We start from the raw sequence: 26,069 nt of genomic DNA on the forward strand, positions 1-26,069 counted from the left end.
AAGCGGGAGCATCCGGCAACGCCCGGTGACGCCCGCGTGCGCGAACCTCGCCGGTGCTGGTCGGCCCTGTGCCGGTCGAGCCGGTGTTCACGGGCCCGGTGCCGGTCTCGGTGGCGCTCACAGGGCGGCCACGATCCTGGCCAGGAGTGCGCTGATCACGGGTTCGGCCTGCCGGCCCGCGACGAGCACTTCGGCGTGACTGAGCGGCTCCTTCTGGATCCCGGCCGCGAGGTTGGTGATGAGGGACAGGCCGAGGATCTCCATGCCGGCCTGGCGGGCTGCGATGGCCTCGAGCGCCGTCGACATACCGACGATGTGGCCGCCGATCGCCTTCGCCATCTGCACTTCGGCGGGGGTCTCGTAGTGTGGCCCGCGGAACTGGCAGTAGACGCCCTCGTCGAGCCCGGGGTCGATGGTGCGGGCGAGGTCGCGCAGCCGCTTCGAATAGAGATCGGTCAGGTCGATGAAGGTCGCGCCTTCGAGCGGCGAGTCCGCTGTGAGGTTGATGTGGTCGCTGATCAGCACCGGCGTCCCGGGGGTCCAGGTCTCACGGATGCCGCCTGCCCCGTTGGTGAGGATCATGGTCGTCGCGCCCGTTGCCGCCGCGGTGCGCACGCTGTGCACGACCCTGCGGACGCCGTGCCCCTCGTAGTAGTGGGTGCGCGCGCCGATGACGAGGGCCCGTTTGCCGTTCGGCAGGAGCACGGAGCGCAGGGTGCCGACGTGGCCTTCGAGCGCGGGGGCGCTGAAGCCGGTGATCGCCTGGGCGGGGATCGTGTGGGTGGTCTCGCCGATGAGCTCGGCGGCCTTCCCCCAACCGCTGCCGAGGGTCAGCGCCACGTCGTGATGGGTGACGCCCGTGAGCTCGGCGATTTCAGCCGCCGCGATCCGGGCGATTTCGAACGGGTCGGTTTGTGGCTCGTCCAGCGGGTTTGCGTCGATCGTCGGCATCCCCCCACTCTATTCGCCCGAACCAATTCGACGGAGATTTTGGGCATTCGGGGCCGAAAGTGGCCGCCTACGGGCGTTTTGGGCGAAAACTCCGTCGAATTCGTCAGGCGCGGGCGGCGAGTCGGGCTGCGGCGGGCGGATGCCAGGGGCCGGGATTGGTGGCGAAGGGCGGCGAACGGCAGAATGTCACCATGGCCTACGAGTTCGAACGCAAGCAGCAGATCGTCATTCTCGGCGGAGGGCCCGGCGGGTATGAAGCGGCGATCGCCGGAGCGCAACTCGGAGCGGAGGTCACGCTCGTCGAAGAGGTCGGCGTCGGCGGGTCAGCGGTCATCACGGATGTCGTCCCCTCGAAGTCCCTCATCGCCACCGCGGAGGCCACCAACTCCATCGGAGACGCGACCGAGCTCGGCGTCCAGCTGTTCGTCCGCGGGGCAGACGGCAAGCCGAGCCGCCCCGAGGTCGCGATCAACCTCGCCGCCGTCAACAAGCGCCTCCTCGCGCTCGCCCGCCAGCAGTCCGAGGACATGCGGGCAACGCTCGTCACGGCCGGCGTGCACCTCGTACAGGGTCACGGGCGTCTCGACGGCACGAGCGGCGTGATCGTAGCGACCTCGGAGGCCTCCGGCACCGATTTCGACCGGATCAGCGCCGACACGATCGTCGTCTCCGTCGGCGCGAGCCCGCGCATCCTCCCGACCGCGGTCCCCGACGGGGAGCGCATCCTCACCTGGACCCAGCTCTACAACCTGCGGGCGGTGCCGGAGCACCTCATCGTCGTCGGATCCGGCGTCACCGGCGCCGAGTTCGCCTCCGCCTACCGGGCCCTCGGCGCCCGCGTCACCCTGATCTCGAGCCGCGACCAGGTCCTGCCCGGCGAGGACGCCGACGCCGCAGCGGTGATCGAGAACGTCTTCAAGCGCAACGGGATGGTCGTCCTCGGCAAGTCGCGCGCCGAATCCGTCGTGGTCACCGCGACCGGCGTGCTCGCCACCCTGTCCGACGGCCGCAAGGTCGAGGGCAGTCACTGCCTGATGGCCGTCGGCTCCGTGCCGAACACCCGCGGGATCGGCCTCGAGGAGGCCGGCGTGCAGCTGACCGACTCCGGGCACATCCGGGTTAACCGGGTCGCCCGCACGTCGATGCCGAACATCTACGCGGCCGGAGACTGCACAACCGAGCTGCCGCTCGCATCCGTCGCCTCGATGATGGGCCGCACCGCGGTGTTCCACGCCATGGGCGACGCGGTGAACCCGATCGAGATCCGCAACGTCGCGGCCAACATCTTCACGCAGCCCGAGATCGCGACGGTCGGCTGGACGCAGAAGCAGATCGAGGACGGCCTCGTGCGCGGCACCATCTACAAGCTGCCCCTCGCCGCGAACCCGCGCGCGAAGATGATGGGCATCAAGGACGGCTTCGTGAAGCTCTTCGCGACCACGACGACCGGCACCGTCATCGGCGGCGTCATCGTCGCCCCGAAGGCGAGCGAGCTCATCTTCCCGCTCGCGCTCGCCGTCGAGCACCGGCTCACGGTCGACGAGGTCGCCCGCGCGTTCCCGGTCTACCCATCGCTCACGGGCTCGATCACGGATGCCGCCCGCGCCATGCACATCGTCCATCGGACCAACCGCTGACTCGCCCAGGCCTCGCGAGAGTACACTTTTGGCCCTTATGACTCGGTCTTAAGGGCCAAAACTACGCTTTCGCGGTGAGAGGGGTCAGCCTTCGAGGCCGCGGCGAGTGGCTCGGGGGAGGGACGCGACGATGATCGCGTGCGATTCGGTGATCAGCTCGCGCACGTGGTCGGCGGGCACGGAGCCGTCCAGGCGCACGGTCACCCAGTGCCGCTTGTTCATGTGGTACCCGGGCTCGATGCCGGCGACGCTCCGGATCAGCCGCGGCACGTTCTCCGGGAGCGCCTTGAGCGTGATCGACCGGCGCGGGGCATCCGGCTGGTCGATGGAGAACACCTTGCCCGCGACCTTCATCACCCGGGCCTCCGGCCCGAACGGGTAGGTCTCGACGGCCCCGTTCAGGTCCAGCAGGAACGCGGTCAGTTCGTCCGGATCCACGACGGTCCTCTCTCCCTGGCCGGCGAGTGCCCGGCACCTTCCTGTCGAGCGATCATCGAGCGAGTGGATGCCTGCCGTGCGGTGCCTACGCGGCGTCGGTCACGGCGAGCAACATATACCCGCTCGACACGGTGGCGCCGACGACGGCGCCGAGGCTGCCGATCACGCCGTCCTTGTGTGCCGTGAGCGGCTGCTCCATCTTCATGGCCTCGAGGACGAGCAACAGGTCGCCCTTGACGACGACATCGCCCTCTGCGACGGCGAGCTTGACGATCGTGGCCTGCATCGGCGCGACCACGGCGTCGCCGATGGCGGTGTTCACCGAGTGCGCGACGCCGCGGCGACGCGGTGCAGGACCGGCGGTGTTCTCGGCGATGCCGGGCAGGAGCCGAATGGGGAGGCTGACCTCGATGCGGCGGCCCTCGACCTCGACGACGACGTTGTGCCGTTTCTCGGCCGTGCCCTCGTCGGTGAGCGAACCGTTCCACGGTTCGATCTCGTTGACGAACTCGGTTTCGATCCATCGGGTGTAGATCGAGAACGGTTCGCCGGCCGCGGGCGCGAATGCGGGGTCGCGCACGATCGTGCGGTGGAACGGCAGCACGGTCGGGAGGCCGGCGATGTCGAACTCGTCGAGCGCGCGGCGGGAGCGCTCGAGCGCCTCCTCGCGGGTCGCGCCGGTGACGATGAGCTTGGCCAGCAGCGAGTCGAAGGATCCGGAGATGACGTCGCCGGCCTGCACGCCGCTGTCGACACGCACACCGGGGCCGCCCGGCGCCCGGAAGACGTGCACGGGGCCGGGGGCGGGCATGAACCCGCGGCCGGGGTCTTCGCCGTTGATCCGGAATTCGAAGGAGTGCCCGCGCGGGATCGGGTCGTCGTAGTCGAGGCGGCCGCCCTCGGCGAGGCGGAACTGCTCGCGGACGAGGTCGATGCCGGTGACCTCTTCGGAGACGGGGTGCTCGACCTGGAGCCGGGTGTTGACCTCGAGGAAGGAGACGGTGCCGTCCTGCCCGATCAGGAACTCGCAGGTGCCGGCACCGAGGTAGCCGACCTCCTTGAGGATGGCCTTGGACGCGCGGTACATCTCGTCGTGCTGGGCGGTCGTCAGGAACGGCGCAGGAGCCTCCTCGACGAGCTTCTGGTGGCGGCGCTGCAGCGAGCAGTCGCGGGTGGAGACGACGACGACGTTGCCGTAGGCGTCGGCGAGGCACTGGGTCTCGACGTGGCGAGGCTTGTCGAGGTATTTCTCGACGAAGCATTCGCCGCGGCCGAAGGCGGCGACGGCCTCGCGCACGGCGGAGTCGAAGAGCTCGGGGACCTCTTCGCGGGTGCGGGCGACCTTGAGGCCGCGCCCGCCGCCGCCGAAGGCCGCCTTGATCGCGACCGGCAGCCCGTGCTGGTCGATGAAGTCGAGGACCTCGGTCGCGTCGAGCACCGGGTTGAGGGTGCCCGGCGCCATCGGCGCGTGCACGCGTTCGGCGATGTGCCGCGCGGAGACCTTGTCCCCGAGCTGCTCGATGGCGTCGGGGGACGGGCCGATCCAGATCAGGCCGGCGTCGATCACGGCGCGGGCGAACTCGGCGTTCTCGGCGAGGAAGCCGTACCCGGGGTGCACGGCGTCGGCGCCGGACCGGCGGGCGATCGAGAGGATCTTCTCGATGACCAGATAGGTTTCTGCGCTGGTCGTACCGTCGAGCCCGTACGCCTCATCTGCGAGGCGGGCGTGCACGGCGTCACGATCCTGGTCGGCGTAGACGGCGACCGAGAGAATTCCGCTGTCTTTCGCGGCTCGAATCACCCGGACGGCGATTTCGCCCCGGTTGGCGATGAGGACCTTCGTTATACGGGACACAGTGCCTGAGCTTATTGGACATCGCGCCTCAGGCTTTGGTTCTCCTCAACAAAAAGAACCCCCAAAAAGGTAGGGATGCCTACAAAACGCCCCCGAAGCGGGCTGGGTGTCAGGCGTTCGGGCGGTTCCACAGGCTCGGCCAGGAGTGCCCGAGACTCACCACGAGGCGGCGCAGTGTGGGCAGGGACAGGCCGACGACGGTCGAGGGGTCGCCCTCGATGCGGGTGATGAACGGGGCGCCGAGGCTGTCGATCGTGAAGGCCCCCGCGACGAACAGCGGTTCCCCCGTCGCGATGTATGCGTCGAGTTCGGCGTCGTCGATGTCGTCGGCGAAGGTCACGTCGGCGACGGCGACGGCCCCGACTGCCCGTCCCGGCACGCCCGCCCGGTGCTCGATGAGCCAGTGGCCGGAGTACAGCTGCCCGGTGCGGCCGCGCTGCAACTCCCAGCGCTGCCTGGCCTTCTCCGCCGTGTGCGGCTTGCCGTAGATGACGTCGTCGATCACGAAGACCGAGTCTCCGCCGAGCACGAGGTGCACGTCGTCCCCGTCGCCCGCCTCGGCGTCCAGGGCGACGATCGCCCGGGAGACGTCCTCCGCCTTGGCGCGGGCGAGCAACTCGACCGTGTGGCGGGGCGTGAGCGGTACGCCCAGCGTCCGGGCGGCATCCGCTGCGACCTCGTGCTCGTCGACTCCGGGCGCGATCGTGACCGGCTCGATGCCGGCGGCCCGCAGGAGCGTGAGCCGGGCCGGAGAGGTCGAAGCCAGGTAGAGGCGCATGGTTCCCTTTGTGCCGCGAAAGGAGCGGCGATAGAAGCGATGTGGGATGCTCGATCAATGGCCACCAGCAATGACACACCGGCGAATCTCCCCGCACCCGAAGCCGAGGTGGGTACTGAACTCGAACTCCTCGTCACCAACGTAGCTCACGGCGGTATCTTCATCGCCAGGCACGAAGGCCGCGTGGTCTTCGTGAGCGACACCCTGCCGGGGGAGCGCGTGCGCGCCCGGCTCACATCCGCGAACCACAAAAGCTTCTGGCGCGCGGAGACCGTCGAGGTCCTCGACGCCGCCCGCGAACGACAGCCGCACATCTGGGCCTCGGCAGCCCTCGAGCGCGACCCGGACGACCGGGCCGGCGGCGCGGAGTTCGGACACATCGAACTCGGCTTCCAGCGCGAACTCAAGCGCCAGGTGCTCGCAGATTCCCTGAAGCGCATGGCGAAGATCGAGTCCGACGTCGTCGTCGAACCCGTGCCGCTCGGCCAGAACGCGTCGCCGGGCGACGCCGCAGACGGCACCGGGTGGCGCACCCGGGTGCGCCTGCACGTCGACGCAGACGGCACGGTCGGCCCGTATGCGGCCCGCTCCCACCGGGTGATCCCCGTCGGCGACCTTCCCCTCGCCGAGCGGATGCTCGAAGCGGCCGCCCCTCTCGACCAGCGTTTCCCCGGCGCGGCGTCCGTCGACGTGGTCTCCCCGAGCCTCGGCACCGTGCAGATCCTCGTCGCGGAGCCGGACGCACACGGTAAGCCCAAGGCCACGCCGCGCACGCTGATCCGCGAGGTCGTCGGTGACCGGGAATTCCGCCTCGACGCCGGCGGGTTCTGGCAGGTGCACGTCCGCGCGGCGGACACCCTGTACCACGCCGTCCAGGACATCATCGATCCCGGGATGTTCGACCCCCGGGCCACGAACCTCGACCTGTACGGCGGTGTCGGGCTGCTCGCCGCGGCCGTCGGCGACAAGTTCGGCAGCACCGTCCGGATCACCTCGGTCGAGAGCGACGCGCACGCGACCGACTTCGCCGCGGAGAACCTCGCGGAATGGGTCGGCGCGAGCGTTCGCACCGATCGGGTCGACCGTTTCCTGGCCGGCCTGGCCCGCGACGCGAGTGCAGCGGAACGGGTGAAGCACCAGGCGGCGACCGTCGTCCTCGACCCGCCGCGGTCCGGCGCGGGCCGCGAGGTCATCGACCAGCTCGCGGTGCTGTCCCCGAAGCAGATCGTGTACGTGGCGTGCGATCCCGTCGCCCTTGCCCGCGACATCGCGCTCCTCGCCGGGCACGGATACGAGTTGCGGAAGCTGCGCGCGTTCGACCTCTTCCCGAACACTCATCACGTTGAAGCCGTCGCTCTGCTGACCAAATAGCTATCGTTGACGTGTACGTGCAATGGGAAGAATGTAGGAAAAAGTGACGCACCAGACAACACCCGCGAGCTCACCGACGAACGCGGCGGCCGCCCTGGCCGCGCCGGTCGGTGTGACCGTGGGTTCGACGCACGCCACCGAAGCGCGCACGCCGCTTGACCACCCCGTCCGGGTGGGAATCGCCGACGATCACGAATCGGTCCGCCTCGGCATCCAGGCCGCCTGCGAGAACGTCGGTTACGAGGTCGTCGCGACCGCGGCGACCGTCCGGGGGCTCGTCGACGGGATCGGCGGGCGTCCCTGCGACGTGATCGTGCTCGACCTCTCCCTCGGTGACGGCTCCCTCGTCACCGACAACGTGCACCTCGCGCAGAGCACAGGAGCCTCGGTGCTCGTGCACAGCATCGCCGACCGGGTCGCCCTCGTTCGCGAGGCCCTCGCGGCCGGGGCCGCCGGCGTCATCCCGAAGTCCTCACCCACGACGACCGTGATGGCCGCCGTGGCCTCCGTGGCCCGCGGCGACGTGCTCAACAACCTCGAATGGGCGACCGCGATCGACGCGGACCGCGACTTCGCCAAGGCCCAGCTCGGCCGCAGGGAACGGGACGTGCTGCACCTCTACGCGTCCGGCCTTCCGCTCAAAATGGTCGCCATGCAGCTCGGCATCGCGCACTCGACCGCGCGCGAGTACCTCGACAGGATCCGGGTGAAGTACGTGGAGGTCGGCCGGCCGGCGCCGACGAAAGTCGACCTGCTGCGCCGGGCCGTAGAAGACGGAATCCTCCCGGGGCTGGACCCGGACGGCGGAGATGGCCGCGGCTGAAGCAGCGGGCACGATCCCGCCGCCCTCGACACGGTTGCCCCCTGACCGCTTGGAACTCATACCCGTCGCGGCGGAGGATATCCGGGCGCCCGGCATCCGGCAGCCGCGCAACCCGATCAGCCGGTCGCGGATCGAGGTCGTGATCTCCCGGTCCGTCGCCGGGGTCGCCGTCGTGTTCTCCCTGCAGGCCCTCCCTGCCCTGCTGCAGCAGATCCCGTTGCGGCTGCCGGTCATGGGCGTCGCCATGCCGGTCGCCCTCGCCCTCGCGGTCGCCGCAGTCGTGGTGGCCTCGATCACCAAGGTCGGGGTGCGGATCGCGACCGGTGCCGTCGCACTCGTCTATCTCACCGCCCTGGTCGGGTGGCCGTTCCTGATGCGGGACCCGGCGGCCGTCCTCGACGGGAAACCGTGGCTCTGGTACGTCTGCACGGTCGCGACCTCGTGCGCCGCCATCGCCTTCCCGCTCGGCTGGGCGTGCGCGTACACCTTTGCGGCCCCGCTCGCTTACGGGATCGTGCGCTCGCTGCCCTCCGGCGGCAACGCGGACGCCCTGCTGGCCTCCCTCGACGCCGTCTACGCGACGCTCCTCGGCCAGGTCCTCCTGATCATGATCTTCATGCTGCGGCAGACGGCCGCATCCGTCGACTCCGCTCAGACGAATGCGCTCAACAAGTACGCGACGGCCGTGCGCCAGCACGCCACGGAGGTCGAGCGGGTGCAGGTCGACTCGATCGTGCACGACAGCGTGCTCGCGACGTTTCTCGCCGCGGCAGCGACCGGCAGCCCGAAGGCCGCGCAGCTCGCCTCCGGGATGGCGACGGACGCCCTCCAGCGGCTCACCGAGGCCGCGAGCACCCCGGCCGTCGACGGCAGCACGGTGTCCTTCTCGGACCTCGCCGGGCAGATCCGCCTCGCGGCGTCCCGGCTCGCCCGCCCGTTCACGATCGTCGAGTGCTCGATCCCCCGGCTCGCCATGCCCGTGCACGTCTCCGACGCGATCCTCGCGGCCTCCGTCCAGGCGATGGCCAACAGCGTGCAGCATGCCGGCGCGGGCCCGGGGACGCCCGATCCCGAGCGGGTGCTGACGATGAGTGCGAACAGCCAGGGCGGATGCACCGTCGAGATCTCCGACACCGGCGTCGGCTTCGACCCCGGTCTCGTCCCGAGCGCGCGGCTCGGCCTGCGCATTTCGATCGCGGAGCGGGTACAGAGTGTCGGCGGCTCCGTGTTGGTGTGCTCCACGCCGGGGCAGGGCACCACGATCACCATCGAGTGGCCGAAGGATGCCGGGGTGAATCCCTGATGATCACCGTCCCCCGCGGGCTCGTCCTGTTCCTCGCCGGCCTCTTCTCGGCGTACCACGTCGTGCTCGGCATCTACTCGATCGACCTGCCGCGCACCCCGGGGCCGACGATCTTCGCGCTCGCACTCTACGCGCTCGCGACGGCGCTGAGCCTGTGGCCGTCGAGCCCGATGCGGATGGGCCTGGCGCTCGCCTTCTTCAATGTCGCGGTCTGCGTCGTGATCCCGCTGCTCGTCGGCAGCCAGCTGGACGGTTCGGCCCGGAACGGCTACGCGACCTGGTACGTCGCGGCCGTCGGAACCCTGATGACGATCACGGCGACCCGCCGCCGCACCACCCTGGCCTGGGTCGGCGTCGGAGCGCTCGTCGTGCACACGATCATCTGGGCCGGCCCGGCCCAGCTGCTCGACATGGGCGTGATCGGGAGCGTGGTCTGGGTGACCGTCGCCGTGCTCCTCGCCCGCGCCCTCGCCAAGGCGGGGCGTGACGCCCGCCAGTACGCGCTCGCCGAGCGGGAGGCGACCGAGTGGCAGGCCGCCCAGGAAGCGCACCTGTTCGAACGCCAGATGCGCCTGGCACAGACGCTCCGCCTTGCGGCACCGATGCTCCGCCACATCATCGACAGGCACGGTGAGCTCGACGCGGACGACCGCCAGGAGTGCCGCTACCTCGAAGCCGCCGTCCGGGACGAGATCCGCGGCCGCAAGTTGCTCAACGACGCCGTGCGTGAGCAGGTGATGGCGGCGAGGCGCCGCGGCGCCATCGTGACGCTGCTCGACGAGGGCACGATCGACGATCTCGACGGCACCGAGCTCGAGGCCGTCCTCGACCAGCTCGCCGCCGCCATCGGCGAATCGACGGCCGACACGATCATCGCCCGCACCGCGGGCGAAGGGTCCGCGACGGCCGTGACCGTGGTCGGCCTCAGCAGCGCGGATGCCCGGCTCAGCGCCCTGGGGCAGGACTCGCCGGAGCCCGAGGTCGACCTGTGGCTCGAGATCCCCAGGGATCCGGCCACGGCATCCGCCCTCGGCGCCTGAGGACGCGAACGGAAGCCGGCGTCTGGCCTGATCCGATGCGGCCGGGCACACAAAAAAGGGGACCAACCCGGAGGTTGGTCCCCTTTTTACGTTGTGCCAGGGCGACAACCCGAATGTCACCCTGACGTGCCCCCAGAATTCGCCTGCTTACCCTAGTCGACGAGTTCTGGTTGTGTAACTCAGTGAGCGACACCTAGCAATATCTATAGTGGTCGACCCGTGCGCAATTCAAAAGTCGGCATTTAGGGGGACCGGCTCGAATCCGGGGTTCAGGCCCGGAACTCGCCCCAGCTGCTCTGCCCGGAGACGAAGGGCGGCCGGATGGCGCGCTGGCCGGCCTGCCAGCCACTCCGGGCGCCCGTCGGCTTCTTGTGCAGGCTGCCGGTCTCCTCGCGGAGCAGGCCGTGCAGCACGGCGGACACGGCGGCGGCCTCGACCGGGCTGATGCCGCGGGTCAGGAACCGCAGGTGCGCGGGGGTGTCCGTGGGGGTGTCCTCCGGCGCATCCTGCCGGGTGTTCTCGTCGTCTGCCATGGTCGATCCCTACAGCGGGATGTTGCCGTGCTTCTTGGGCGGCAGGCTCGAGCGCTTGGTGCGGAGGGCGCGCAGGGCCTTGGTGATCGCAACCCGGGTGGCGGCCGGCTCGATGATCCCGTCGAGCTCGCCGCGTTCGGCGGCCAGGAACGGGCTCGCGACGTTGTAGGTGTATTCGTTGGCGAGGCGGGTGCGCACGGCGTTGACGTCCTCGTCCGCGGCTTCCGCCTTCTTGATCTCGGCGCGGTAGAGGATGTTCACGGCGCCCTGGCCGCCCATCACGGCGATCTCGGCGGTCGGCCAGGCCAGGTTGATGTCGGCGCCGAGCTGCTTGGAGCCCATCACGATGTACGCGCCGCCGTAGGCCTTCCGCAGGATCACGGTCACGAGCGGCACCGTCGCCTCTGCATAGGCGTAGAGCAGCTTCGCGCCGCGACGGATGATGCCGGTCCATTCCTGGTCGGTGCCGGGCAGGAACCCGGGGACGTCGACGAGGGTGAGGATCGGGATCGAGAACGCGTCGCAGAACCGCACGAAGCGGGCGGCCTTCTCGCCGGCCTGGATGTTGAGCGTTCCGGCCATGGCGTTGGGCTGGTTGGCGACGATGCCGACGGACCGGCCTTCGACGCGGGCGAAGCCGACGACGATGTTCGGGGCGAACAGCGGCTGCGTCTCGAGGAAGTCGCCGCGGTCGACGATGTGCTCGATCACGGTCTTGACGTCGTAGGGCTGGTTCGGCGAGTCCGGGATGATCGTGTTGAGCGTGCGGTCGGCATCCGTCGTCTCGAGCTCGACGTCGCTGTCGAAGGCCGGAAGCTCGGCGAGGTTGTTGTCCGGCAGGAAGCCGAGCAGGGTGCGGGCGTAGTCGAGCGCATCGGCCTCGTCGCTCGCGAGGTAGTGCGCGACACCGGAGATCTTGTTGTGGGTGAGCGCGCCGCCGAGCTCCTCCATGCCGACGTCCTCGCCCGTGACCGTCTTGATCACGTCGGGGCCGGTGACGAACATCTGGCTGATCTTGTCGACCATGATCACGAAGTCGGTGAGTGCGGGGGAGTAGACCGCGCCACCGGCGGCCGGGCCGCAGATGATCGAGATCTGCGGGATGACGCCGGAGGCCGCCGTGTTGCGACGGAAGATCTCGCCGTACTTGCCGAGGGCGACGACACCCTCCTGGATGCGCGCTCCGCCGGAGTCGAGGATGCCGATGATCGGCACGCCCGTCTTGAGGGCGAGGTCCATCACCTTGATGATCTTGTCGCCGGCCACCTCGCCGAGCGATCCGCCGAAGATGGTGAAGTCCTGCGAGTAGACCGCGACCTGGCGCCCGTGGATCGTACCGGTGCCGGTGACGACCGCGTCGCCGTACGGCCGCTTGTTCTCCATGCCGAAGCCGTGGGTGCGGTGTCGCACGAACTCGTCGAGCTCGACGAACGAGCCCTGGTCGAGCAGAAGCTCGATGCGCTCGCGCGCGGTCATCTTGCCCTTGGCGTGCTGTTTTTCGATCGCCGCTTCACCGCTCGCGGTCACGGCTTCGTGATAGCGAACCTTGAGGTCGGCGAGCTTTCCAGCCGTCGTGTACAGATCTGGTCCCGAAACGGGCGAATTGTCACTCACGCCGTTCACTCTACCGGCCAGCCCGTGGCCCGGACCGTTGACGAAACCCTACAAAACCCGGCCGGTTCGCTGGCCGTTCTGTTCTCCCGGGTGGGCAGAACTCCTGCAGATTCCGCAAATCGGGCCCAAAATGTGGCATCGGGGGCATCTTCCGGGAGAATTGCAGGAGTTATGCAGCGGAAGTAGGGCAGATGCAGTTTCCACTCAGCCGCGAGGCGGTGACCCGGTTCGACTACCTCGACGAGGCCGGGTCCACGAACGACGTGCTCGTCGGCCACGCGTCGGGGGCGGATGCCGCAGGCTGGCCGCACCTGTCGACCGTCGTCACCGACAACCAGACCCGCGGCAGGGGCAGGCTCGGACGCACCTGGCTCGCACCCACCGGCAAGTCGCTCGCCATCTCGGTGCTGCTGCGCCCGCTCATCGGCACGAGCGCGGGCCAGGGTGCCCCGCTCCCGGTCGACCGCTTCGGCTGGTTCCCGCTCCTCGCCGGTGCGGCGATGACCATCGCCGTGCGCGCGGAGGTCGAGGCGAGCCTCCTCGTAGCGGGCACCGCGGCCGGGAGTGCCGCCCCGGGCGGCCCCGACGACGGGGAACACCCCGCTCACGAGGTCACCCTGAAGTGGCCCAACGACGTGCTGATCGACGGCTACAAGGTGTCCGGCATCCTCTCGGAGCTGCTCCCCGACACCCGTGGCCTCGTGGTCGGCGCGGGCCTCAACCTCTCCCTGGACGAACACGACCTGCCCACGCTCACTTCGACGTCGCTTCTCCTGGTGACCGGGCGCGCCCCCGGAGCGGATGCGGTGCTCGCCCGCTACCTGACCGAGCTCGCCCGCCTCACGGCCGCGTTCCTCGCGGCAGGTGGGGACCCGGTCGCGAGCGGACTCTTCGACACCGTCACGGGGCTGTGCGGCACGCTCGGCTCGATGGTGCGGGTGCAACTGCCCGGCGGCGACGACCTCGTCGGGGTCGCGATCGCGCTCGACGAGTCGGGCCGGCTGATCGTGGAAGACCAGGCCACCGGCGAACCGCAGGCCGTCGCTGCGGGCGATGTGACCCACCTGAGGTATTAATAGGGTCATGACGAACAACAGGGGGACGGGCCCGGCAGATCCGGCGGCGCCGACCGAACGGGTCGTGGCCGCGCTGCGCCCGCACGGCCGCGTGTTGTTCTGGCCGACCCTCGCGCTGCTCGGCGTCTGCACGGCAACCGGGTATTTCTACGGCAACCTCGCGGAGCCGTGGCAGGACAGCGCCCTGCTCGGTGTCGCTTCCGCGGCGGTCGTGCTGCTCTGGCTGCTGCCGCTCGCGTCCTGGTTGAACCGGCGATACACGATCACGACCCGGCGGATCATCTTCCGGCGCGGCTTCTTCGTGCGCACGCGCCAGGAACTGCTGCACAGCCGCGGCTACGACGTGAGCGTGCGGACGACCTGGCTGCAGACCCTGAGCGGATCAGGCGACGTGATCATCGCCTCGGGCTCCGAACGGCCGCTCGTGCTCAAGGACGTGCCGAACGCGACTCTGGTGCAGCGCGTGCTGCACGACCTCATCGAACAGTCGCAGACCGGGTTCGATTCGCGGCGGCGCGAGGAATCAGCGTTCGCTGCCGACCAGACGACCATCTGGAATGGTCGCTAGGCTCGCCGTGACCGGAGCGACAATGCGACGGTGCGGGGCGAAGACCCAGTAGCGGTAGAGCACGAAGCGGAAGATCGCGCCGAGGATGAGGCCGATCACGTTCGAGGAGATGTTGTCGGCGACGACGCTCGTGTGGCCGAGCACGTAGTGGCTCACCCACAGGCAGGCGAGGCCGATGCCCATGCCGACGAGGCTGACGGCGAAGAATTCGATGCCCTCGCGGAGGGTCTGCGACTGGCGGTTCTTACCGAAGGTCCAGTAGCGGTTGCCGATCCAGTTCACGGCGATCGCGAGGATGGTCGAGACGACCTTGGCGTAGATCGGCCCGGCGTGGACCAGGTGCGGATCGAAGACCGTGGTGCGGAGCAGATTGAACACCGAGAAGTCGACGGCGAAGCCGACGAGCCCCACGGCGCCGAAGCTTGCGATCTGAATCGCGAGTGCGACGAGCCGTGCTGATTTTCCCGAGGTAATCGGCATACATCCATCCGGTCTATGGGCGAAGATAGAACAACAATCCACGAGTCTACGGCGCAGCTGCCGCTTCAGACTGAAAATTGGTGCGTCCGAAAATGAAGGGTCGCACAGAAATCGGTGATGAAATGAGCACGACAGTCGGCGTAATCGGGGGCGGCCAGCTGGCCAGGATGTTGATTCCCGCGGCGGTGAACCTCGGGATCGACCTGCGCGTCCTGGCCGAAGCCGACGGGATGTCCGCGGGTCTCGCCGCGAGCATGGTGGGCGACTATCGCGATTTCGACACGGTCCTCGCCTTCGCCGAGACCGTCGACGTGATCACCTTCGACCACGAGCACGTTCCGCAGTCCGTGCTCCGCGAGCTCGTCGCCCGCGGGGTCACCGTGCGCCCGGGGCCGGAGGCCCTCGTCTTCGCCCAGGACAAGATCGAGATGCGTCGGCGCCTCGGCGAGCTCGGCCTGCCGGTCCCCGACTGGGCAGCGGTCGAGAACCCGACCGAGCTCGCCGCCTTCATCGCCGAACACGGCGGCCGTGCCGTCGTCAAGACGCCGCGCGGCGGCTACGACGGCAAGGGCGTCCGCGTGGTCACGCACAAGCACGAGGTCGACGACTGGTTCACCGCACTCGCCGAAGACGCCAACGGCGGTGCCCTCCTGGTCGAGGAGCACGTGCCGTATACCCGCGAGCTCGCCCAGCTCGTGGCCAGGCGACCGTCCGGCCAGGTCGCCGTGTGGCCCGTCGTCGAGACCGTGCAGCGCGACGGAGTCTGCGCCGAGGTGATCGCGCCGGCCCCCCTGTCGAGCGGACGCCTCGCCGCGGTGGCCGCCGACATCGCCACGCGCGTCGCCGAGGGCATCGGCGTGTGCGGCGTGATGGCCGTCGAACTCTTCCAGACGATGGATGAGCGCCTCCTGATCAACGAACTGGCGATGCGCCCGCACAACAGCGGCCACTGGTCGATCGAAGGATCGACCACGAGCCAGTTCGAGCAGCACCTGCGTGCCGTCCTCGATCTCCCGCTCGGTGCGACCACGCCGCGCGACGAGTGGTCGGTGATGGTGAATATCCTCGGTGGGCCCGCGGAGGGCACTCTTTTCGATCGGTACCCGGCCGCTTTCGCCGCGCATCCGTCGGCCAAGGTGCACAACTATGGGAAGGATCCGCGAATCGGCCGCAAGGTCGGCCACGTCACCGTGGGCGGGGCGGATCTGGACGACGTCGCCTACGAAGCGCGTGCCACTGCGGCGTTTTTTCAGGACTGACACCTAAGATCGACTGCGTGCCCGAGAACCCCATAGCAACCATCCCGCTGTCGGAGAACCGAGAAACGCCCCCGGCGCCGCGTGCGCCGCTCGTCGGCGTCGTGATGGGCTCCGATTCCGACTGGCCGGTTATGAGCGACGCCGCGCAGCTCCTGCGCGACTTCGGGGTCGACTACGAAGTGCAGGTCGTGTCCGCGCACCGCACACCGAAGAAGATGATCGCCTACGGCGAAGATGCCCACGGGCGCGGCCTCAAGGTCATCATCGCCGGCGCCGGCGGTGCAGCGCACCTCCCCGGCATGCTCGCGGCCGTCACCGCGCTTCCGGTCGTCGGCGTTCCCGTTCCGCTCAGCCGGCTCGACGGTCTCGACTCCCTCCTTTCCATCGTGCAGATGCCGGCCGGAGTGCCCGTCGCGACCGTTTCCATCGGTGGGGCCCGTAACGCGGCGCTTATCGCCGTGAAGATCCTGGCCCTGTCCGACACCGACCTGCACGACCAGCTCGTCGCCTACGCCGCGGGCCTCGCCGCGCAGGTCGAACAGAAGAATTCGGATCTCCAAGCCACGCTATGAGCATCGCCGCCAACCCGATCAGGAACCCGGAATCCGGGTCAGCCCGTGTGATGACCAAACGGGCCTGGTGGCTCGTCCTGCTGAACGTCGTCCTGCCCGGTTCGGCGCAGGTGCTTGCCGGGAGTCGTCGCCTCGGCCGTTTCGGCTTGCGCTGCACGTTCACCCTGATCGGCCTCGTCGTGATCGTGGGGCTCGTCTACCTGTTCTGGCCCGAGGTCGTGCTCACCGCCTTCACCAACTCGATCGGGCTCTGGGTCGCCGCGGCGGTGCTGGTGTTCTACGGCATCGTCTGGGTCGTGCTCACGCTCGACACGCTCCGGCTCGTCCGCCTCGTCAAGGCGGGCCCCGGCGCCCGCCCGCTCATCGCCGGTTTCGCGACCGTGCTCATGGTCGTCCTCGCCGGCACGGCCGGCTACGGCGCATACGTCGCCGCGACCGCGAGCGATTTCCTCTCCTCGGTCTTCGTGACCGGGCCGACCGTCCCCCCGGTCGACGGGCGCTACAACATCATGCTCCTCGGCGGCGACGCCGGGGCCGACCGGGACGGTCTCCGCCCGGACAGTATCACCGTGGCGAGCATCGACGCCACCACGGGCCAGGTCACCATGATCGGCCTGCCCCGCGACCTCGAGGACGTGCCATTCGTGGCCGGCTCCCCGATGGCCGCTGTGTACCCCAGAGGCTATGGCGCCGTCGACGGATGCGAAGTCAACCCCTGCAAGCTCAACTCGATCTACACGGAGGTCGAGCTGAAGAGCCCGGAGATGTATCCGAAGGCCATCGACGCCGGCAGCGAGCCCGGCATCGAAGGCATGCGGGACGCCGCGGAGGGCATCACCGGTCTGACCATCCAGTACTACGGCCTCATCGACATGCAGGGCTTCTCCGAGCTCATCGACGCCCTCGGCGGAGTCGACATCAACGTGACCGAACGCGTGCCCGTGCACACAGACGACACCTTCACCACCGTGCTGTTCTGGTTCGAGCCGGGCATGCAGCACATGGACGGCTACCATGCCCTCTGGTACGCCCGGTCGCGGCACGGCACGAGCGACTTCAGCCGCATGGAGCGCCAGCACCAGCTTCAGGAGGCGATCCTCGCCCAGGCCAGCCCCGCGAACGTGCTCGCGAAGTTCGAGTCCGTGGCCTCTGCCGGGTCCCAGGTCGTGAAGACCGATATCCCGCAGAGCATGCTCGGCTACTTCGTGACGCTCGCCGCCAAGTCCAAGACGCACCCGATCAACACGGTCGAACTGACGCCGGCGAACAACGTCGACCAGGAGAATCCCGACTTCGACCAGATCAGGTCCCTGATCTCAGCGGCCCTCACCCCGGCCACGGCGACGCCCACCCCCTAGCGGTATCCACTCCCCAGTAGACGGGGCGAGGATGGAGGTATGAACCGCTCAGACCTCGCCCGCGATCGCTACATGCTCACCGGACGACTGGCCCGGCGGGGCTACGACTGGTGGTGGCACTCCTTCACCGGCCGCCACGCCGTGACCGGCGAGGAGCGGGTGTTCTTCGTCGAGTACTTCGTGATCAACCCGGCAGTCTCGCCGGGCGTCACCACCTTCGGCCAGCCGCCGGTCAGCGAGATCCCGTCCTATGTAATGCTCAAGGCCGGGTCGTGGGGCGCGGGCGGCCGGGGAAAGCAACTGCACGCGTTCTTCCCCGTTTCCGAGGCACGGATCTCGTCCGACCCACTCTCCGTCGAGGTCGGAACCGCGCGGCTCACCGAGACGCACGCCGCCGGCGACGTGAGCGTGACAGCGGATGCTGCCGCGCAGCATCCCGAGTACATGAGCGACAGCGGTCGGATGAGCTGGGACCTCGCGATCGACAAGCGGCTCGCCCTGAACGTCGGCTACGGGGCCTCGGCGTTCTTCCGGCGGCTGAACGCGTTCACGATGTTCTGGCATGCCGAGGGGATGAAGACCCTCTACCGCGGAACGGTCACGATCGACGGCGAGACCTACCTGGTCACGCCGGAGACCTCGTACGGCTATGCCGACAAGAACTGGGGCTCCGACTTCACCAATCCGTGGGTGTGGCTGGCCAGCAGCAACCTGACCCGGCGATCCACCGGCGAGCAGCTGCTCGACTCGGCGATCGACATCGGCGGCGGCCGGCCCCAGGTCGTCGGGGTGCCGATCGGGCGCAGGCTGATCGTCGGCTTCCACCACGACGGCATCGACTACGACTTCAACTTCTCCCGTTTCTGGACGCGCAGCACCACGGCCTTCGACTGCAGCGAGACCGATACCGAGATCGTCTGGCACGTCACCGCCGAGAATCCGAGCCACGCCCTGACCGTCGACGTCCGCTGTGCCAAGGACGAGATGCTGCTCGTGAACTATGAGGCCCCCGACGGTGTCAAACGGCACACCCGGCTGTGGAACGGCGGTACCGGAACGGGCCGCATTCGCCTCTATGCGAAGACGCGCGGCACCCGCACCCTCATCGACGACATCGACATGCGCAACACCGGCTGCGAGTACGGCGCCTACTGAGGCCGTTCAGTCGACTACCCCGAGCGGATGCCCGCGCCGCGCCCTACAGGTCAGCGTGCAGCTGCCAGACCCGCTCGGCCGAGTCTCGCCAGCTGAAGGCCTTCGCCCGGTCGCTGCCGTAGATACGCAACCGCTGGACGAGGGCGCGGTCGGTCAGTACCCGCCCGATGGCCTCGGCCAGGCGTTCGGGGTACCCGGCGGCATCCTCGCGCTCGACGACGAGACCGGCGTCGCCGCCCGCCTCGAGAAGGGCGGGGGCGTCGGAGTGCACGACCGGGGTACCGAGGTGGAAACCCTGGATGATCGGCAGCGCGAAGCCTTCTTCGAGGCTCGGGAAAACGAGAACGCTCGCGCGGGAGATCACGACGGCGAGTTCCTCGTCGGTGAGTCCGGGCATCGCCCGGACCCGGCCCGGCGTGAGCCCGGCCTCCTCGGCGACGTAGCCGAGATCGACTTCACCCCAGGTGTCCGGGCCGACGACGATGAGGGGCAGGTCGGAGGCGCCGGGCAGGCCGAGGGCGGTGATGAGCGCGGTGACGCCCTTCCTCGGTTCCAGGGTGCCGACGGTGACGATGTATTCGGACGGCAGATCGAGGGCCGTGGCGAGGAGTTCGGTGGCCGAGGAGTTGGACGGCAGGCGGAAGCCCGTGCCGACGGCGCCGCCGATGACGCGCACCCGGTCGCCGAGGTTGACGATCTCGGCGAGCTGCGCGGCGACGGCGTGGCTCGGGACGACGATCGCGTCGGCGTGCTTCCGCGCCCGCTTCATGCGCGCCTTGGTCCAGGCGACGGTCGTGGGGGTGAGAGCCTCCGGATGCGTCCACGCGAGCACGTCGTGCACGGTCACGGCGACCTGGGTGTGGTCGTTCTGCCGGTCGTGGCGGCGCAGCGGCGCCATCAGGCCCGGTGCGTGGATCATGCCGGGACCGGGGGAGGTCGTCACGCCGAGCTGCCAGGCCGCGGCGAGCTCGCGACGGGGGAGCGCTGTCTTGTACAGGCCGGCGAGCCCGGGCAGGGCTTCCTCGATCGCCGCATACTGTTCGGGTTGTGACGCGGAGACGATCCCTTCGACTTCGCAGTTGAGGGGAGCGCTCGCGATGAGCGCTCGGGTCAGTTCCTCGGTGTATCGACCGATTCCGCCGGGAACCGGCGCGATCATCTGGTCGACGATAACCCGCAGTGTGATCATGCGGTTTCGAGGGCGCCTTCGGTCACGGCCTGGGCGAGGGCGTCGTGCCAGTCGCGCATGGGGGCGAGTCCGGCGGTGGCCCAGGCGTTGTGGCCGAGGACGGAGTACGCCGGGCGGGGTGCTGGACGGACGAACGAGGCCCCGTCGGTCGGGTGCACGCGAGCGGGGTCGAGGCCGTTTGCGGTGAGGACGGCCTGAGCGAAGCCGAACCAGCTGGTGACTCCGGAGTTGGTGCCGTGGTAGATCCCGGCCGGGGCGTCCGCGTCCAGGAGCGCGACGATCTGCTCCGCGAGGTCGACGGTCCACGTGGGCTGGCCGACCTGGTCTTCGACGACGGCCAGGGTGTCGCGGGTCGCGGCGAGTTTCAGCATGGTCTTGGGGAAGTTGGGGCCGTTCTTCCCGTAGAGCCACGCGGTGCGCACGATGTAGGTCCGGCCGGGGTTCTCCGCGAGCACGAATTCCTCGCCGGCGGCCTTGGTGCGCCCGTACGCGGAGAGGGGCGCGGCCGGCGCGTCCTCCGGGTAGGGGGAGGTGGCGTTGCCCGCGAAGACGTAGTCGGTGGAGATCTGCACCAGGCGCGCGCCCGTCGCTTTCGCGGCCCGGGCGAGGTTCCGCGGTCCGATCGCGTTCAGCAGGTACGCGGCGTCCTCGTTCGTTTCGGCGTCGTCGACTTTCGTGTACGCGGCCGCGTTGATCACCACGTCGAACCCGGTCACGGCAGCCTGAACGGCGGCCTCGTCGGTGATGTCGAGTTCGGTGCGGTCGAACGCGGTCACGTCCCGCCCGGTCAGGGCGTTCTGCAGGTCGCGGCCGAGCATCCCGGCAGCACCGGTGATCAGGTAGCGGGTCATGAGCCCAGGGCCGCGCGGGCCTTGAGAGGTTCCCACCAGGCTCGGTTGTCGCGGTACCACTGCACGACGTCGGCGAGGCCCTTCTCGAAGGGGACCTGGGGGGCGTAGCCGAGTTCGGCCTGGATCTTTCCGATGTCCACCGAGTAGCGCAGGTCATGGCCGAGACGGTCGGCGACCCGGTCCACGTAGGACCAGTCCTTGCCGGTGGAGTCCAACAGCAACTGGGTGAGCTCCAGGTTGGTCAGTTCGGTGCCGCCGCCGATGTTGTAGATCTCGCCGGCGCGACCGCCGACGAGGACCATCGCGATCGCACGGGTGTGGTCGTCCACGTGCAACCAGTCGCGGATGTTGTTGCCCGCCCCATACAGAGGAACGTGCTTGTCATCGATCAGGTTCGTCACGAACAGCGGGATGACCTTCTCGGGGAAGTGATACGGGCCGTAGTTGTTCGAGCAGCGCGTGATCGACACGTTCAGGCCGTGAGTGCGGTGGTACGAGCGGGCGAGCAGGTCACTGCCGGCCTTGGAGGCGGAATACGGGGAGTTGGGTTCCAGGGCGCGTTCCTCGTTCCAGGAGCCCTCCGCGATCGACCCGTAGACCTCGTCCGTGGACACGTGCACGAACCGGGCCAGGTTGTGGCGGAGCGCCGCGTCCAGGAGCTGCTGGGTGCCGAGGACATTGGTCTCGACGAAGATGGAGGCGTCGCGCACGGACCGGTCCACGTGGGACTCGGCCGCGAAGTGCACGACCGCGTCCAGGGACGGGAAGATCGTGTCGAGCAGGGCCGCGTCACGGATGTCGCCGTGCACGAAGGAATACCGGGGCGAATCGGCGATCGGCGCGAGGTTGGCGAGGTTGCCCGAATACGTCAGAGCGTCCAGGACGACGACCTCGGCCCCCTCCAGACCCGGGTACGCGTCTTCAATGGTGCGACGAACAAAGTTGGAGCCGATGAAACCGGCGCCGCCGGTAACGAGGATCTTCATATAAAGAGTGACCATTCCGTTAGCTGAAAGTATCGCTTCAATGCTACCGGTACCCGCTTGGTAGACTTCTGCGCGTGCAGATCCGCGAACTCTCGATCCCCGATTCCTATGAGATCACTCCGAAGCAGTTCGGTGACGATCGGGGGGTATTCCTGGAATGGGGCAGGTTCGACCGCCTCGAGGAGTCGATCGGACACAAGCTCAACGTGGTCCAGGCGAACACGAGTGTCTCCAAGCGTGGGTCGGTACGCGGCATCCATTTCGCGGACATTCCGCCGAGCCAGGCCAAGTACGTGACCGCGACCTATGGCGCCGTCCTCGACTACGTCATCGACATCCGGGTCGGCTCACCGACGTTCGGCCAGTGGGACACCGTGCTCCTGGACGATACCGACCGGAAGGCCGTGTACATCGCCGAGGGCCTCGGGCACTGCTTCGTCGCCCTGACCGACAACGCCACCGTCAGCTACCTCGTCACGGCACCGTTCAACCCGGGCCGCGAACACGGCATCAACCCCCTCGACACCGACATCGGACTGGTCTTCCCACCCGAGGCCGGCGAGCTCCTGCTTTCCCCGAAAGACACCGACGCCCCCGGACTGGCCGAGTCCGCCGCGAACGGGCTTCTCCCGACCTGGGCGGACGCGCAAGCGTTCTACGCGGCACTGAACGAAGGACACTGACCATGCGCGGAATCATCCTCGCCGGCGGCTCGGGCACACGCCTGTGGCCGATCACCAAGGGCATCTCCAAGCAACTGATGCCCATCTACGACAAGCCGATGATCTACTACCCCCTCTCAACGCTGATGATGGCGGGCATCAAGGAAATCCTCGTCATCACGACCCCGGAGTACAACGACCAGTTCCGGGCCCTGCTCGGCGACGGCTCCGACCTCGGCATCCGCATCGAATACGCCGTGCAGCCCTCCCCGGACGGCCTCGCCCAGGCCTTCATCATCGGTGAAGAGTTCATCGGCGACGACAGTGTCGCCCTCGTGCTCGGCGACAACATCTTCCACGGCGCCGGCCTCGGCTCCGCACTGCGCAACAATACGGACATCGACGGGGCCCGCATCTTCGCCTACCACGTCAGCAACCCGACGTCCTATGGCGTCGTCGAATTCGACGACAACATGACCGCCATCTCGATCGAGGAGAAGCCGGCCAAGCCGAAGAGCAACTACGCGGTCCCCGGCCTCTACTTCTACGACAACTCGGTCATCGAGATCGCGAAGTCGATCGAGCCGAGCGCGCGCGGCGAACTGGAGATCAGCACCGTCAACGAACGCTATCTCGAGGCGGGCAAGCTGCAGGTCCAGGTGCTCGACCGCGGTACGGCATGGCTCGACACCGGCACGTTCAAGTCCATGATGCAGGCCTCCGAATACGTGCGCGTCATCGAGGACCGCCAGGGCCACAAGGTCGGCTGCATCGAGGAAATCGCCTGGCGCGCCGGCTGGATCGACACCAAGCAGCTCGCCGTGCTCGCAGCCCCTCTCCAGAAGAGCGGGTACGGGAAGTACCTGAGCAGCCTGGTCGCCTCCGCCTAACGGGACGAGCGTCGTTCGGCCAACCGGGCCCGGATGTCGAGGCCGGCGGCGAGAGCGACACGGACCGGCCAGAGCAGGGGGCCGGGATAGCGTTTGAAGAGGAACCGCTTCGCGCTCTCGTGGTGCGCGCGCACCATCCGCGCTGACTCGCCGCCCTGGGTCGAATGCGCTCCGGTGTGCACGACGACGGCGGAGGGTACGTACACGTTGCGCAGGCCGAGTTTGCCGATGCGGAACCCCAGGTCAACGTCTTCGAAGTACATGAAATAGGACTCGTCGAACCCGCGGAGCTCATCGAGCACCGAGCGGCGGATGATCAGGAACGCGCCAGAGAGCCAGCCGGCGTCGCGCTGGACCAGGACCTGGTCCGTTTCCACGCGGTATCGGCGGGTCCACGGATTGCCGGGCCAGATGTTCGCGAAGAGGGCGTGTCCGACACCGGACCTCAATGACGGAATTGCCCGTGCGGACGGGTAGACCGTGCCGTCTGCCTCGAGGATCCTGGGTCCGACCGCGGCGATCCCCGAGTCGCTCCGTGCGACGGCGAGAAGCCGGTCGATCGCACTCGAATTCGCGACGACATCCGGGTTGCTGACGACCACCCAGTCGATTTCCGGAGGCAAGCCGGCAACGGCGGCGTTGATGGCATGACCGTATCCGCGATTTGCGGAGAGGGGCAGATAGATCGCCCCTGCGGCGAGAGCGATGGAAGACACAGACTTCGAATCGCCGGCGGGTTTGTTGTCCGCGACGACGATGTGGAGCGGTGTCGAGGCAGCCGTCGAAAGTGACGAGAGAAACGGTGCCAACACGACTTCTGAGCCGTAACTGACGGTCACCACTGCGACACGTGCAGCTTCGGGAGAGGGCGTGGGTGCGGTGGACATAAGTCCCATCATCATAGTTCTAGGCTAGATTGGTCTGCGGCCATCCCGACCGGCCGCTCAGTGAGGCTACATGCGATACATCACGGAAGTTCTTGCATCGCGAGAGCTCTTAGCCAATCTCACCCTGCGTGAGATCAGAGGCCAGTACAAGCGCACCATCTTCGGACAGCTGTGGTCCCTGGTCAACCCACTGGCCACGATGCTGGTCTACACGATCGTCTTTGCGTTCATCCTGCGCGTTTCGCCCCCACCCGGAAATCCGAGTGGACTGAACATTTTTGCCGTGTGGCTTCTGTGTGGGCTCTTGCCGTGGACGTTCTTTGCGACCGTCGTCCAGCAGGGCATGGGATCGATCATCGCCAATGCCGGGCTGGTTCAGAAGGTCTACTTCTCCAGAATCGTTCTGCCTCTCTCCACGGTAGGTTCCGTCGGCTACAACTGGCTTTTCGAGATGGGCGTTCTGCTCGTCGTTCTGGCGGTCTGCGGATCTTTCGTGTGGCCCTGGATACCCCTCGTGCTCGTGGTCATGGTACTTCTGGCGATCTTCGCAGCCGGACTGGCGTTGATGCTGTCCGTTGCCAACGTGCATTTCCGGGACACCCAGTACCTCGTCTCAATCCTCATGCAGATCTGGATGTATCTCACTCCGATCATCTATCCGATCAGTCTCGTCGAACAGCAGTCCCAGGCGCACGGGGGGCTCTTCGGAAGTTCAATCACGCTGTTGGACATCTATCGGCTCAATCCCCTGGAGCGATTCGTGTCGGTATTCCGGCAATTGCTCTATGACAACACCTGGCCGAACATCCAAGACCTCGTTCTGTGCGCTGTTTGGGCGTGCGCATCGATCGTTATCGGAGTAGGGGTCTTTCGCAGGAGCGAGAAAGGGCTGGCGGAGGCGCTATGACCGACATATCAGTACAGGTGGATCACGTAAGCAAGCGATTCCGCATGTATCACGAGAGAAACCAATCCCTCAAGTCGGCGATTATGCGCGGGCGCCGATCGGTTCATGAAGATTTCTGGGCGCTCAAGGATGTCAGTTTCGAGGTTCCCACCGGGTCGACCTTCGGTCTGATTGGGAGCAACGGTTCTGGGAAATCGACTCTGCTGAAGTGCCTTGCGAAGATCTATTACCCCGAAAAGGGCTCGATTTCTCATCGCGGCCGGATTGCGGCGCTCCTTGAGGTTGGATCAGGATTCCATCCCGAGTTGTCGGGTCGGGAGAACGTCTTTCTCAACGGCTCAATTCTCGGAATGACAAAGAAAGAGGTCACGAGGAAGTTCGACGAAATCGTCGAATTCTCTGGCGTCGAGCAATTCATCGATCAGCCGGTGAAGAACTATTCGTCCGGAATGTACGTGCGGCTCGGATTCGCCATCGCCATCAACGTCGACCCGGACGTGCTCGTCGTCGATGAGGTGCTCTCTGTCGGAGATGCTGAGTTCCAGGAGAAGTGCAGTCAGAAGTTTGTGGATTTCAAGGCCGCGGGCAAGACCGTCATTCTTGTGAGTCACTCCATGACCGCGGTGCAGGAGATGTGCGACAGCGCGGCCTGGCTGAGTCACGGTGAGCTTGTGAGCGTTGGTGCGGCGGAGCCGACAATCCGCGCGTACCTTGAGTCGCTCAACAGTCCCAGTGCGTGAGCCGGGCGTTGAGCATGACGGCGGTGCCCTCTCATGCCCGTCGCTAAGATGAAACCCGTGCATCGAACATCGGGCAAGAACAACAGGTCGGCGATTCAGAGGGCTGAACTTTATGCCTTGGGGGCTCAATTGATAGGTTCGGACGT

Annotated in this window: 26 protein-coding genes; 15 read left to right on the plus strand and 11 right to left on the minus strand. The window is 67.7% G+C overall.

Annotated elements, in window-relative coordinates; all coding sequences use genetic code 11:
* Positions 1 to 117 precede the first annotated feature (117 nt).
* Positions 118 to 951, minus strand: a complete 834-nt coding sequence (locus tag E3O44_RS18920; protein ID WP_134536725.1) for a purine-nucleoside phosphorylase — start codon at positions 949 to 951, stop codon at positions 118 to 120.
* A 191-nt stretch (positions 952 to 1,142) separates the two neighbouring features.
* Here E3O44_RS18920 and E3O44_RS18925 point away from each other — a divergent pair, with 191 nt between their 5' ends.
* The gene (locus E3O44_RS18925; protein WP_134536727.1) at positions 1,143 to 2,588 is read left to right on the plus strand and encodes an NAD(P)H-quinone dehydrogenase; all 1,446 of its coding nucleotides are present in this window, start codon (positions 1,143 to 1,145) and stop codon (positions 2,586 to 2,588) included.
* 84 nt (positions 2,589 to 2,672) lie between these two features.
* On the opposite strand, the gene E3O44_RS18930 is transcribed toward E3O44_RS18925, so the two are convergent.
* From E3O44_RS18930 to E3O44_RS18940, 3 genes are all read right to left on the minus strand, one after another.
* Entirely contained in the window at positions 2,673 to 3,026 is a 354-nt protein-coding gene (locus E3O44_RS18930) for an MmcQ/YjbR family DNA-binding protein (protein WP_134536728.1), read from the minus strand.
* Between the two features lie 85 nt (positions 3,027 to 3,111).
* Entirely contained in the window at positions 3,112 to 4,881 is a 1,770-nt protein-coding gene (locus E3O44_RS18935; RefSeq protein ID WP_134536730.1) for an acetyl/propionyl/methylcrotonyl-CoA carboxylase subunit alpha, read from the minus strand.
* 109 nt (positions 4,882 to 4,990) lie between these two features.
* Positions 4,991 to 5,659, minus strand: a complete 669-nt coding sequence (locus E3O44_RS18940; RefSeq protein ID WP_134536732.1) for a Maf family protein — start codon at positions 5,657 to 5,659, stop codon at positions 4,991 to 4,993.
* Positions 5,660 to 5,716: 57 nt separating this feature from the next.
* Here E3O44_RS18940 and E3O44_RS18945 point away from each other — a divergent pair, with 57 nt between their 5' ends.
* From E3O44_RS18945 to E3O44_RS18960, 4 genes are all read left to right on the plus strand, one after another.
* Positions 5,717 to 7,030, plus strand: coding sequence for a class I SAM-dependent RNA methyltransferase (locus E3O44_RS18945; protein WP_134536734.1), 1,314 nt, complete (start codon positions 5,717 to 5,719; stop codon positions 7,028 to 7,030).
* Between the two features lie 118 nt (positions 7,031 to 7,148).
* Entirely contained in the window at positions 7,149 to 7,853 is a 705-nt protein-coding gene (locus E3O44_RS18950; RefSeq protein ID WP_134536785.1) for a response regulator transcription factor, read from the plus strand.
* A gap of 49 nt (positions 7,854 to 7,902) precedes the next feature.
* Positions 7,903 to 9,156 carry a sensor histidine kinase gene (locus E3O44_RS18955; protein WP_134536736.1) on the plus strand — a complete coding sequence of 418 codons (1,254 nt, stop codon included), beginning with the start codon at positions 7,903 to 7,905 and terminating at the stop codon, positions 9,154 to 9,156.
* Positions 9,156 to 10,196: a hypothetical protein gene (locus E3O44_RS18960; protein ID WP_134536738.1), complete on the plus strand. Its 1,041-nt coding sequence runs from the start codon at positions 9,156 to 9,158 to the stop codon at positions 10,194 to 10,196. The genes E3O44_RS18955 and E3O44_RS18960 overlap by 1 nt, the downstream gene beginning before the upstream one ends.
* 269 nt (positions 10,197 to 10,465) lie before the next feature.
* Here E3O44_RS18960 and E3O44_RS18965 read toward each other — a convergent pair whose 3' ends face one another.
* A complete protein-coding gene (locus E3O44_RS18965; protein ID WP_134536740.1) occupies positions 10,466 to 10,729 on the minus strand; it encodes a hypothetical protein in 264 nt (87 codons plus the stop codon).
* Positions 10,730 to 10,738: 9 nt separating this feature from the next.
* Entirely contained in the window at positions 10,739 to 12,352 is a 1,614-nt protein-coding gene (locus E3O44_RS18970) for an acyl-CoA carboxylase subunit beta (protein ID WP_372488145.1), read from the minus strand.
* 182 nt (positions 12,353 to 12,534) lie between these two features.
* Here E3O44_RS18970 and E3O44_RS18975 point away from each other — a divergent pair, with 182 nt between their 5' ends.
* Complete coding sequence (locus tag E3O44_RS18975) at positions 12,535 to 13,419, plus strand: biotin--[acetyl-CoA-carboxylase] ligase (protein WP_134536743.1); 885 nt, start codon at positions 12,535 to 12,537, stop codon at positions 13,417 to 13,419.
* 7 nt (positions 13,420 to 13,426) lie between these two features.
* Complete coding sequence (locus tag E3O44_RS18980) at positions 13,427 to 13,987, plus strand: PH domain-containing protein (protein ID WP_241976440.1); 561 nt, start codon at positions 13,427 to 13,429, stop codon at positions 13,985 to 13,987.
* On the opposite strand, the gene E3O44_RS18985 is transcribed toward E3O44_RS18980, so the two are convergent.
* On the minus strand, positions 13,943 to 14,467 hold the full coding sequence (locus E3O44_RS18985; RefSeq protein ID WP_134536745.1) for a GtrA family protein: 525 nt from the start codon (positions 14,465 to 14,467) through the stop codon (positions 13,943 to 13,945). The genes E3O44_RS18980 and E3O44_RS18985 overlap by 45 nt on opposite strands.
* Positions 14,468 to 14,589: 122 nt before the next feature.
* Here E3O44_RS18985 and E3O44_RS18990 point away from each other — a divergent pair, with 122 nt between their 5' ends.
* The 4 genes from E3O44_RS18990 (at position 14,590) to E3O44_RS19005 (ending at position 18,811) form a co-directional block, all read left to right on the plus strand.
* Positions 14,590 to 15,726: a 5-(carboxyamino)imidazole ribonucleotide synthase gene (locus E3O44_RS18990; RefSeq protein WP_134536747.1), complete on the plus strand. Its 1,137-nt coding sequence runs from the start codon at positions 14,590 to 14,592 to the stop codon at positions 15,724 to 15,726.
* 104 nt (positions 15,727 to 15,830) lie between these two features.
* Positions 15,831 to 16,298, plus strand: coding sequence for a 5-(carboxyamino)imidazole ribonucleotide mutase (purE, locus tag E3O44_RS18995; protein WP_134536796.1), 468 nt, complete (start codon positions 15,831 to 15,833; stop codon positions 16,296 to 16,298).
* Positions 16,295 to 17,656, plus strand: a complete 1,362-nt coding sequence (locus E3O44_RS19000; RefSeq protein ID WP_134536749.1) for an LCP family glycopolymer transferase — start codon at positions 16,295 to 16,297, stop codon at positions 17,654 to 17,656. The genes purE and E3O44_RS19000 overlap by 4 nt, the downstream gene beginning before the upstream one ends.
* Before the next feature lie 39 nt (positions 17,657 to 17,695).
* Positions 17,696 to 18,811: a tocopherol cyclase family protein gene (locus tag E3O44_RS19005; RefSeq protein ID WP_134536751.1), complete on the plus strand. Its 1,116-nt coding sequence runs from the start codon at positions 17,696 to 17,698 to the stop codon at positions 18,809 to 18,811.
* A 43-nt stretch (positions 18,812 to 18,854) separates the two neighbouring features.
* Here the strand turns inward: E3O44_RS19005 and E3O44_RS19010 are convergent, their stop codons facing one another.
* Genes E3O44_RS19010 through rfbB form a run of 3 tightly spaced genes read right to left on the minus strand, consistent with a single transcriptional unit; the run spans position 18,855 to position 21,837 of the window.
* Positions 18,855 to 20,000 (minus strand): glycosyltransferase family 4 protein, encoded by a 1,146-nt coding sequence (locus E3O44_RS19010; RefSeq protein WP_134536753.1) that lies wholly within the window; start codon positions 19,998 to 20,000, stop codon positions 18,855 to 18,857.
* A complete protein-coding gene (rfbD, locus tag E3O44_RS19015; protein WP_134536755.1) occupies positions 19,997 to 20,851 on the minus strand; it encodes a dTDP-4-dehydrorhamnose reductase in 855 nt (284 codons plus the stop codon). Before rfbD ends, E3O44_RS19010 begins: the two co-directional genes overlap by 4 nt.
* A complete protein-coding gene (rfbB, locus tag E3O44_RS19020) occupies positions 20,848 to 21,837 on the minus strand; it encodes a dTDP-glucose 4,6-dehydratase (RefSeq protein WP_134536757.1) in 990 nt (329 codons plus the stop codon). The genes rfbD and rfbB overlap by 4 nt, the downstream gene beginning before the upstream one ends.
* 74 nt (positions 21,838 to 21,911) lie before the next feature.
* Between rfbB and E3O44_RS19025 the strand changes: the two genes are divergently transcribed.
* Both E3O44_RS19025 and rfbA read left to right on the plus strand, forming a co-directional pair.
* Complete coding sequence (locus tag E3O44_RS19025; protein WP_134536759.1) at positions 21,912 to 22,520, plus strand: dTDP-4-dehydrorhamnose 3,5-epimerase family protein; 609 nt, start codon at positions 21,912 to 21,914, stop codon at positions 22,518 to 22,520.
* A gap of 2 nt (positions 22,521 to 22,522) precedes the next feature.
* Positions 22,523 to 23,389: a glucose-1-phosphate thymidylyltransferase RfbA gene (gene rfbA / locus E3O44_RS19030; RefSeq protein ID WP_134536761.1), complete on the plus strand. Its 867-nt coding sequence runs from the start codon at positions 22,523 to 22,525 to the stop codon at positions 23,387 to 23,389.
* Here the strand turns inward: rfbA and E3O44_RS19035 are convergent.
* The gene (locus tag E3O44_RS19035; protein WP_338144758.1) at positions 23,386 to 24,291 is read right to left on the minus strand and encodes a glycosyltransferase family 2 protein; all 906 of its coding nucleotides are present in this window, start codon (positions 24,289 to 24,291) and stop codon (positions 23,386 to 23,388) included. The two genes, rfbA and E3O44_RS19035, sit on opposite strands and share 4 nt — an antisense overlap.
* A gap of 55 nt (positions 24,292 to 24,346) precedes the next feature.
* Between E3O44_RS19035 and E3O44_RS19040 the strand changes: the two genes are divergently transcribed.
* Together E3O44_RS19040 and E3O44_RS19045 are read left to right on the plus strand one after the other, a co-directional pair.
* On the plus strand, positions 24,347 to 25,183 hold the full coding sequence (locus E3O44_RS19040; RefSeq protein ID WP_134536763.1) for an ABC transporter permease: 837 nt from the start codon (positions 24,347 to 24,349) through the stop codon (positions 25,181 to 25,183).
* On the plus strand, positions 25,180 to 25,923 hold the full coding sequence (locus E3O44_RS19045) for an ABC transporter ATP-binding protein (RefSeq protein ID WP_134536765.1): 744 nt from the start codon (positions 25,180 to 25,182) through the stop codon (positions 25,921 to 25,923). The genes E3O44_RS19040 and E3O44_RS19045 overlap by 4 nt, the downstream gene beginning before the upstream one ends.
* Positions 25,924 to 26,069 lie beyond the last annotated feature (146 nt).

The organism is Cryobacterium algoricola (genome assembly GCF_004402485.1).
In the GTDB taxonomy this organism is placed as follows: Bacteria; Actinomycetota; Actinomycetes; order Actinomycetales; family Microbacteriaceae; genus Cryobacterium; species Cryobacterium algoricola.

Excerpts from the sequence above, each read along its gene's own strand:
- E3O44_RS18920 (WP_134536725.1), bottom strand. The coding sequence starts at position 951 with ATGCCGACGATCGACGCAAACCCGCTGGACGAGCCACAAACCGACCCG.
- E3O44_RS18925 (WP_134536727.1), top strand. The coding sequence starts at position 1,143 with ATGGCCTACGAGTTCGAACGCAAGCAGCAGATCGTCATTCTCGGCGGA.
- E3O44_RS18940 (WP_134536732.1), bottom strand. The coding sequence starts at position 5,659 with ATGCGCCTCTACCTGGCTTCGACCTCTCCGGCCCGGCTCACGCTCCTG.
- E3O44_RS18945 (WP_134536734.1), top strand. The coding sequence starts at position 5,717 with ATGGCCACCAGCAATGACACACCGGCGAATCTCCCCGCACCCGAAGCC.
- E3O44_RS18960 (WP_134536738.1), top strand. The coding sequence starts at position 9,156 with ATGATCACCGTCCCCCGCGGGCTCGTCCTGTTCCTCGCCGGCCTCTTC.
- E3O44_RS18965 (WP_134536740.1), bottom strand. The coding sequence starts at position 10,729 with ATGGCAGACGACGAGAACACCCGGCAGGATGCGCCGGAGGACACCCCC.
- E3O44_RS18975 (WP_134536743.1), top strand. The coding sequence starts at position 12,535 with ATGCAGTTTCCACTCAGCCGCGAGGCGGTGACCCGGTTCGACTACCTC.
- E3O44_RS18980 (WP_241976440.1), top strand. The coding sequence starts at position 13,427 with ATGACGAACAACAGGGGGACGGGCCCGGCAGATCCGGCGGCGCCGACC.
- E3O44_RS18985 (WP_134536745.1), bottom strand. The coding sequence starts at position 14,467 with ATGCCGATTACCTCGGGAAAATCAGCACGGCTCGTCGCACTCGCGATT.
- E3O44_RS18990 (WP_134536747.1), top strand. The coding sequence starts at position 14,590 with ATGAGCACGACAGTCGGCGTAATCGGGGGCGGCCAGCTGGCCAGGATG.
- purE (WP_134536796.1), top strand. The coding sequence starts at position 15,831 with ATGGGCTCCGATTCCGACTGGCCGGTTATGAGCGACGCCGCGCAGCTC.
- E3O44_RS19000 (WP_134536749.1), top strand. The coding sequence starts at position 16,295 with ATGAGCATCGCCGCCAACCCGATCAGGAACCCGGAATCCGGGTCAGCC.
- E3O44_RS19005 (WP_134536751.1), top strand. The coding sequence starts at position 17,696 with ATGAACCGCTCAGACCTCGCCCGCGATCGCTACATGCTCACCGGACGA.
- E3O44_RS19010 (WP_134536753.1), bottom strand. The coding sequence starts at position 20,000 with ATGATCACACTGCGGGTTATCGTCGACCAGATGATCGCGCCGGTTCCC.
- rfbD (WP_134536755.1), bottom strand. The coding sequence starts at position 20,851 with ATGACCCGCTACCTGATCACCGGTGCTGCCGGGATGCTCGGCCGCGAC.
- rfbB (WP_134536757.1), bottom strand. The coding sequence starts at position 21,837 with ATGAAGATCCTCGTTACCGGCGGCGCCGGTTTCATCGGCTCCAACTTT.
- rfbA (WP_134536761.1), top strand. The coding sequence starts at position 22,523 with ATGCGCGGAATCATCCTCGCCGGCGGCTCGGGCACACGCCTGTGGCCG.
- E3O44_RS19035 (WP_338144758.1), bottom strand. The coding sequence starts at position 24,291 with ATGATGATGGGACTTATGTCCACCGCACCCACGCCCTCTCCCGAAGCT.
- E3O44_RS19040 (WP_134536763.1), top strand. The coding sequence starts at position 24,347 with ATGCGATACATCACGGAAGTTCTTGCATCGCGAGAGCTCTTAGCCAAT.
- E3O44_RS19045 (WP_134536765.1), top strand. The coding sequence starts at position 25,180 with ATGACCGACATATCAGTACAGGTGGATCACGTAAGCAAGCGATTCCGC.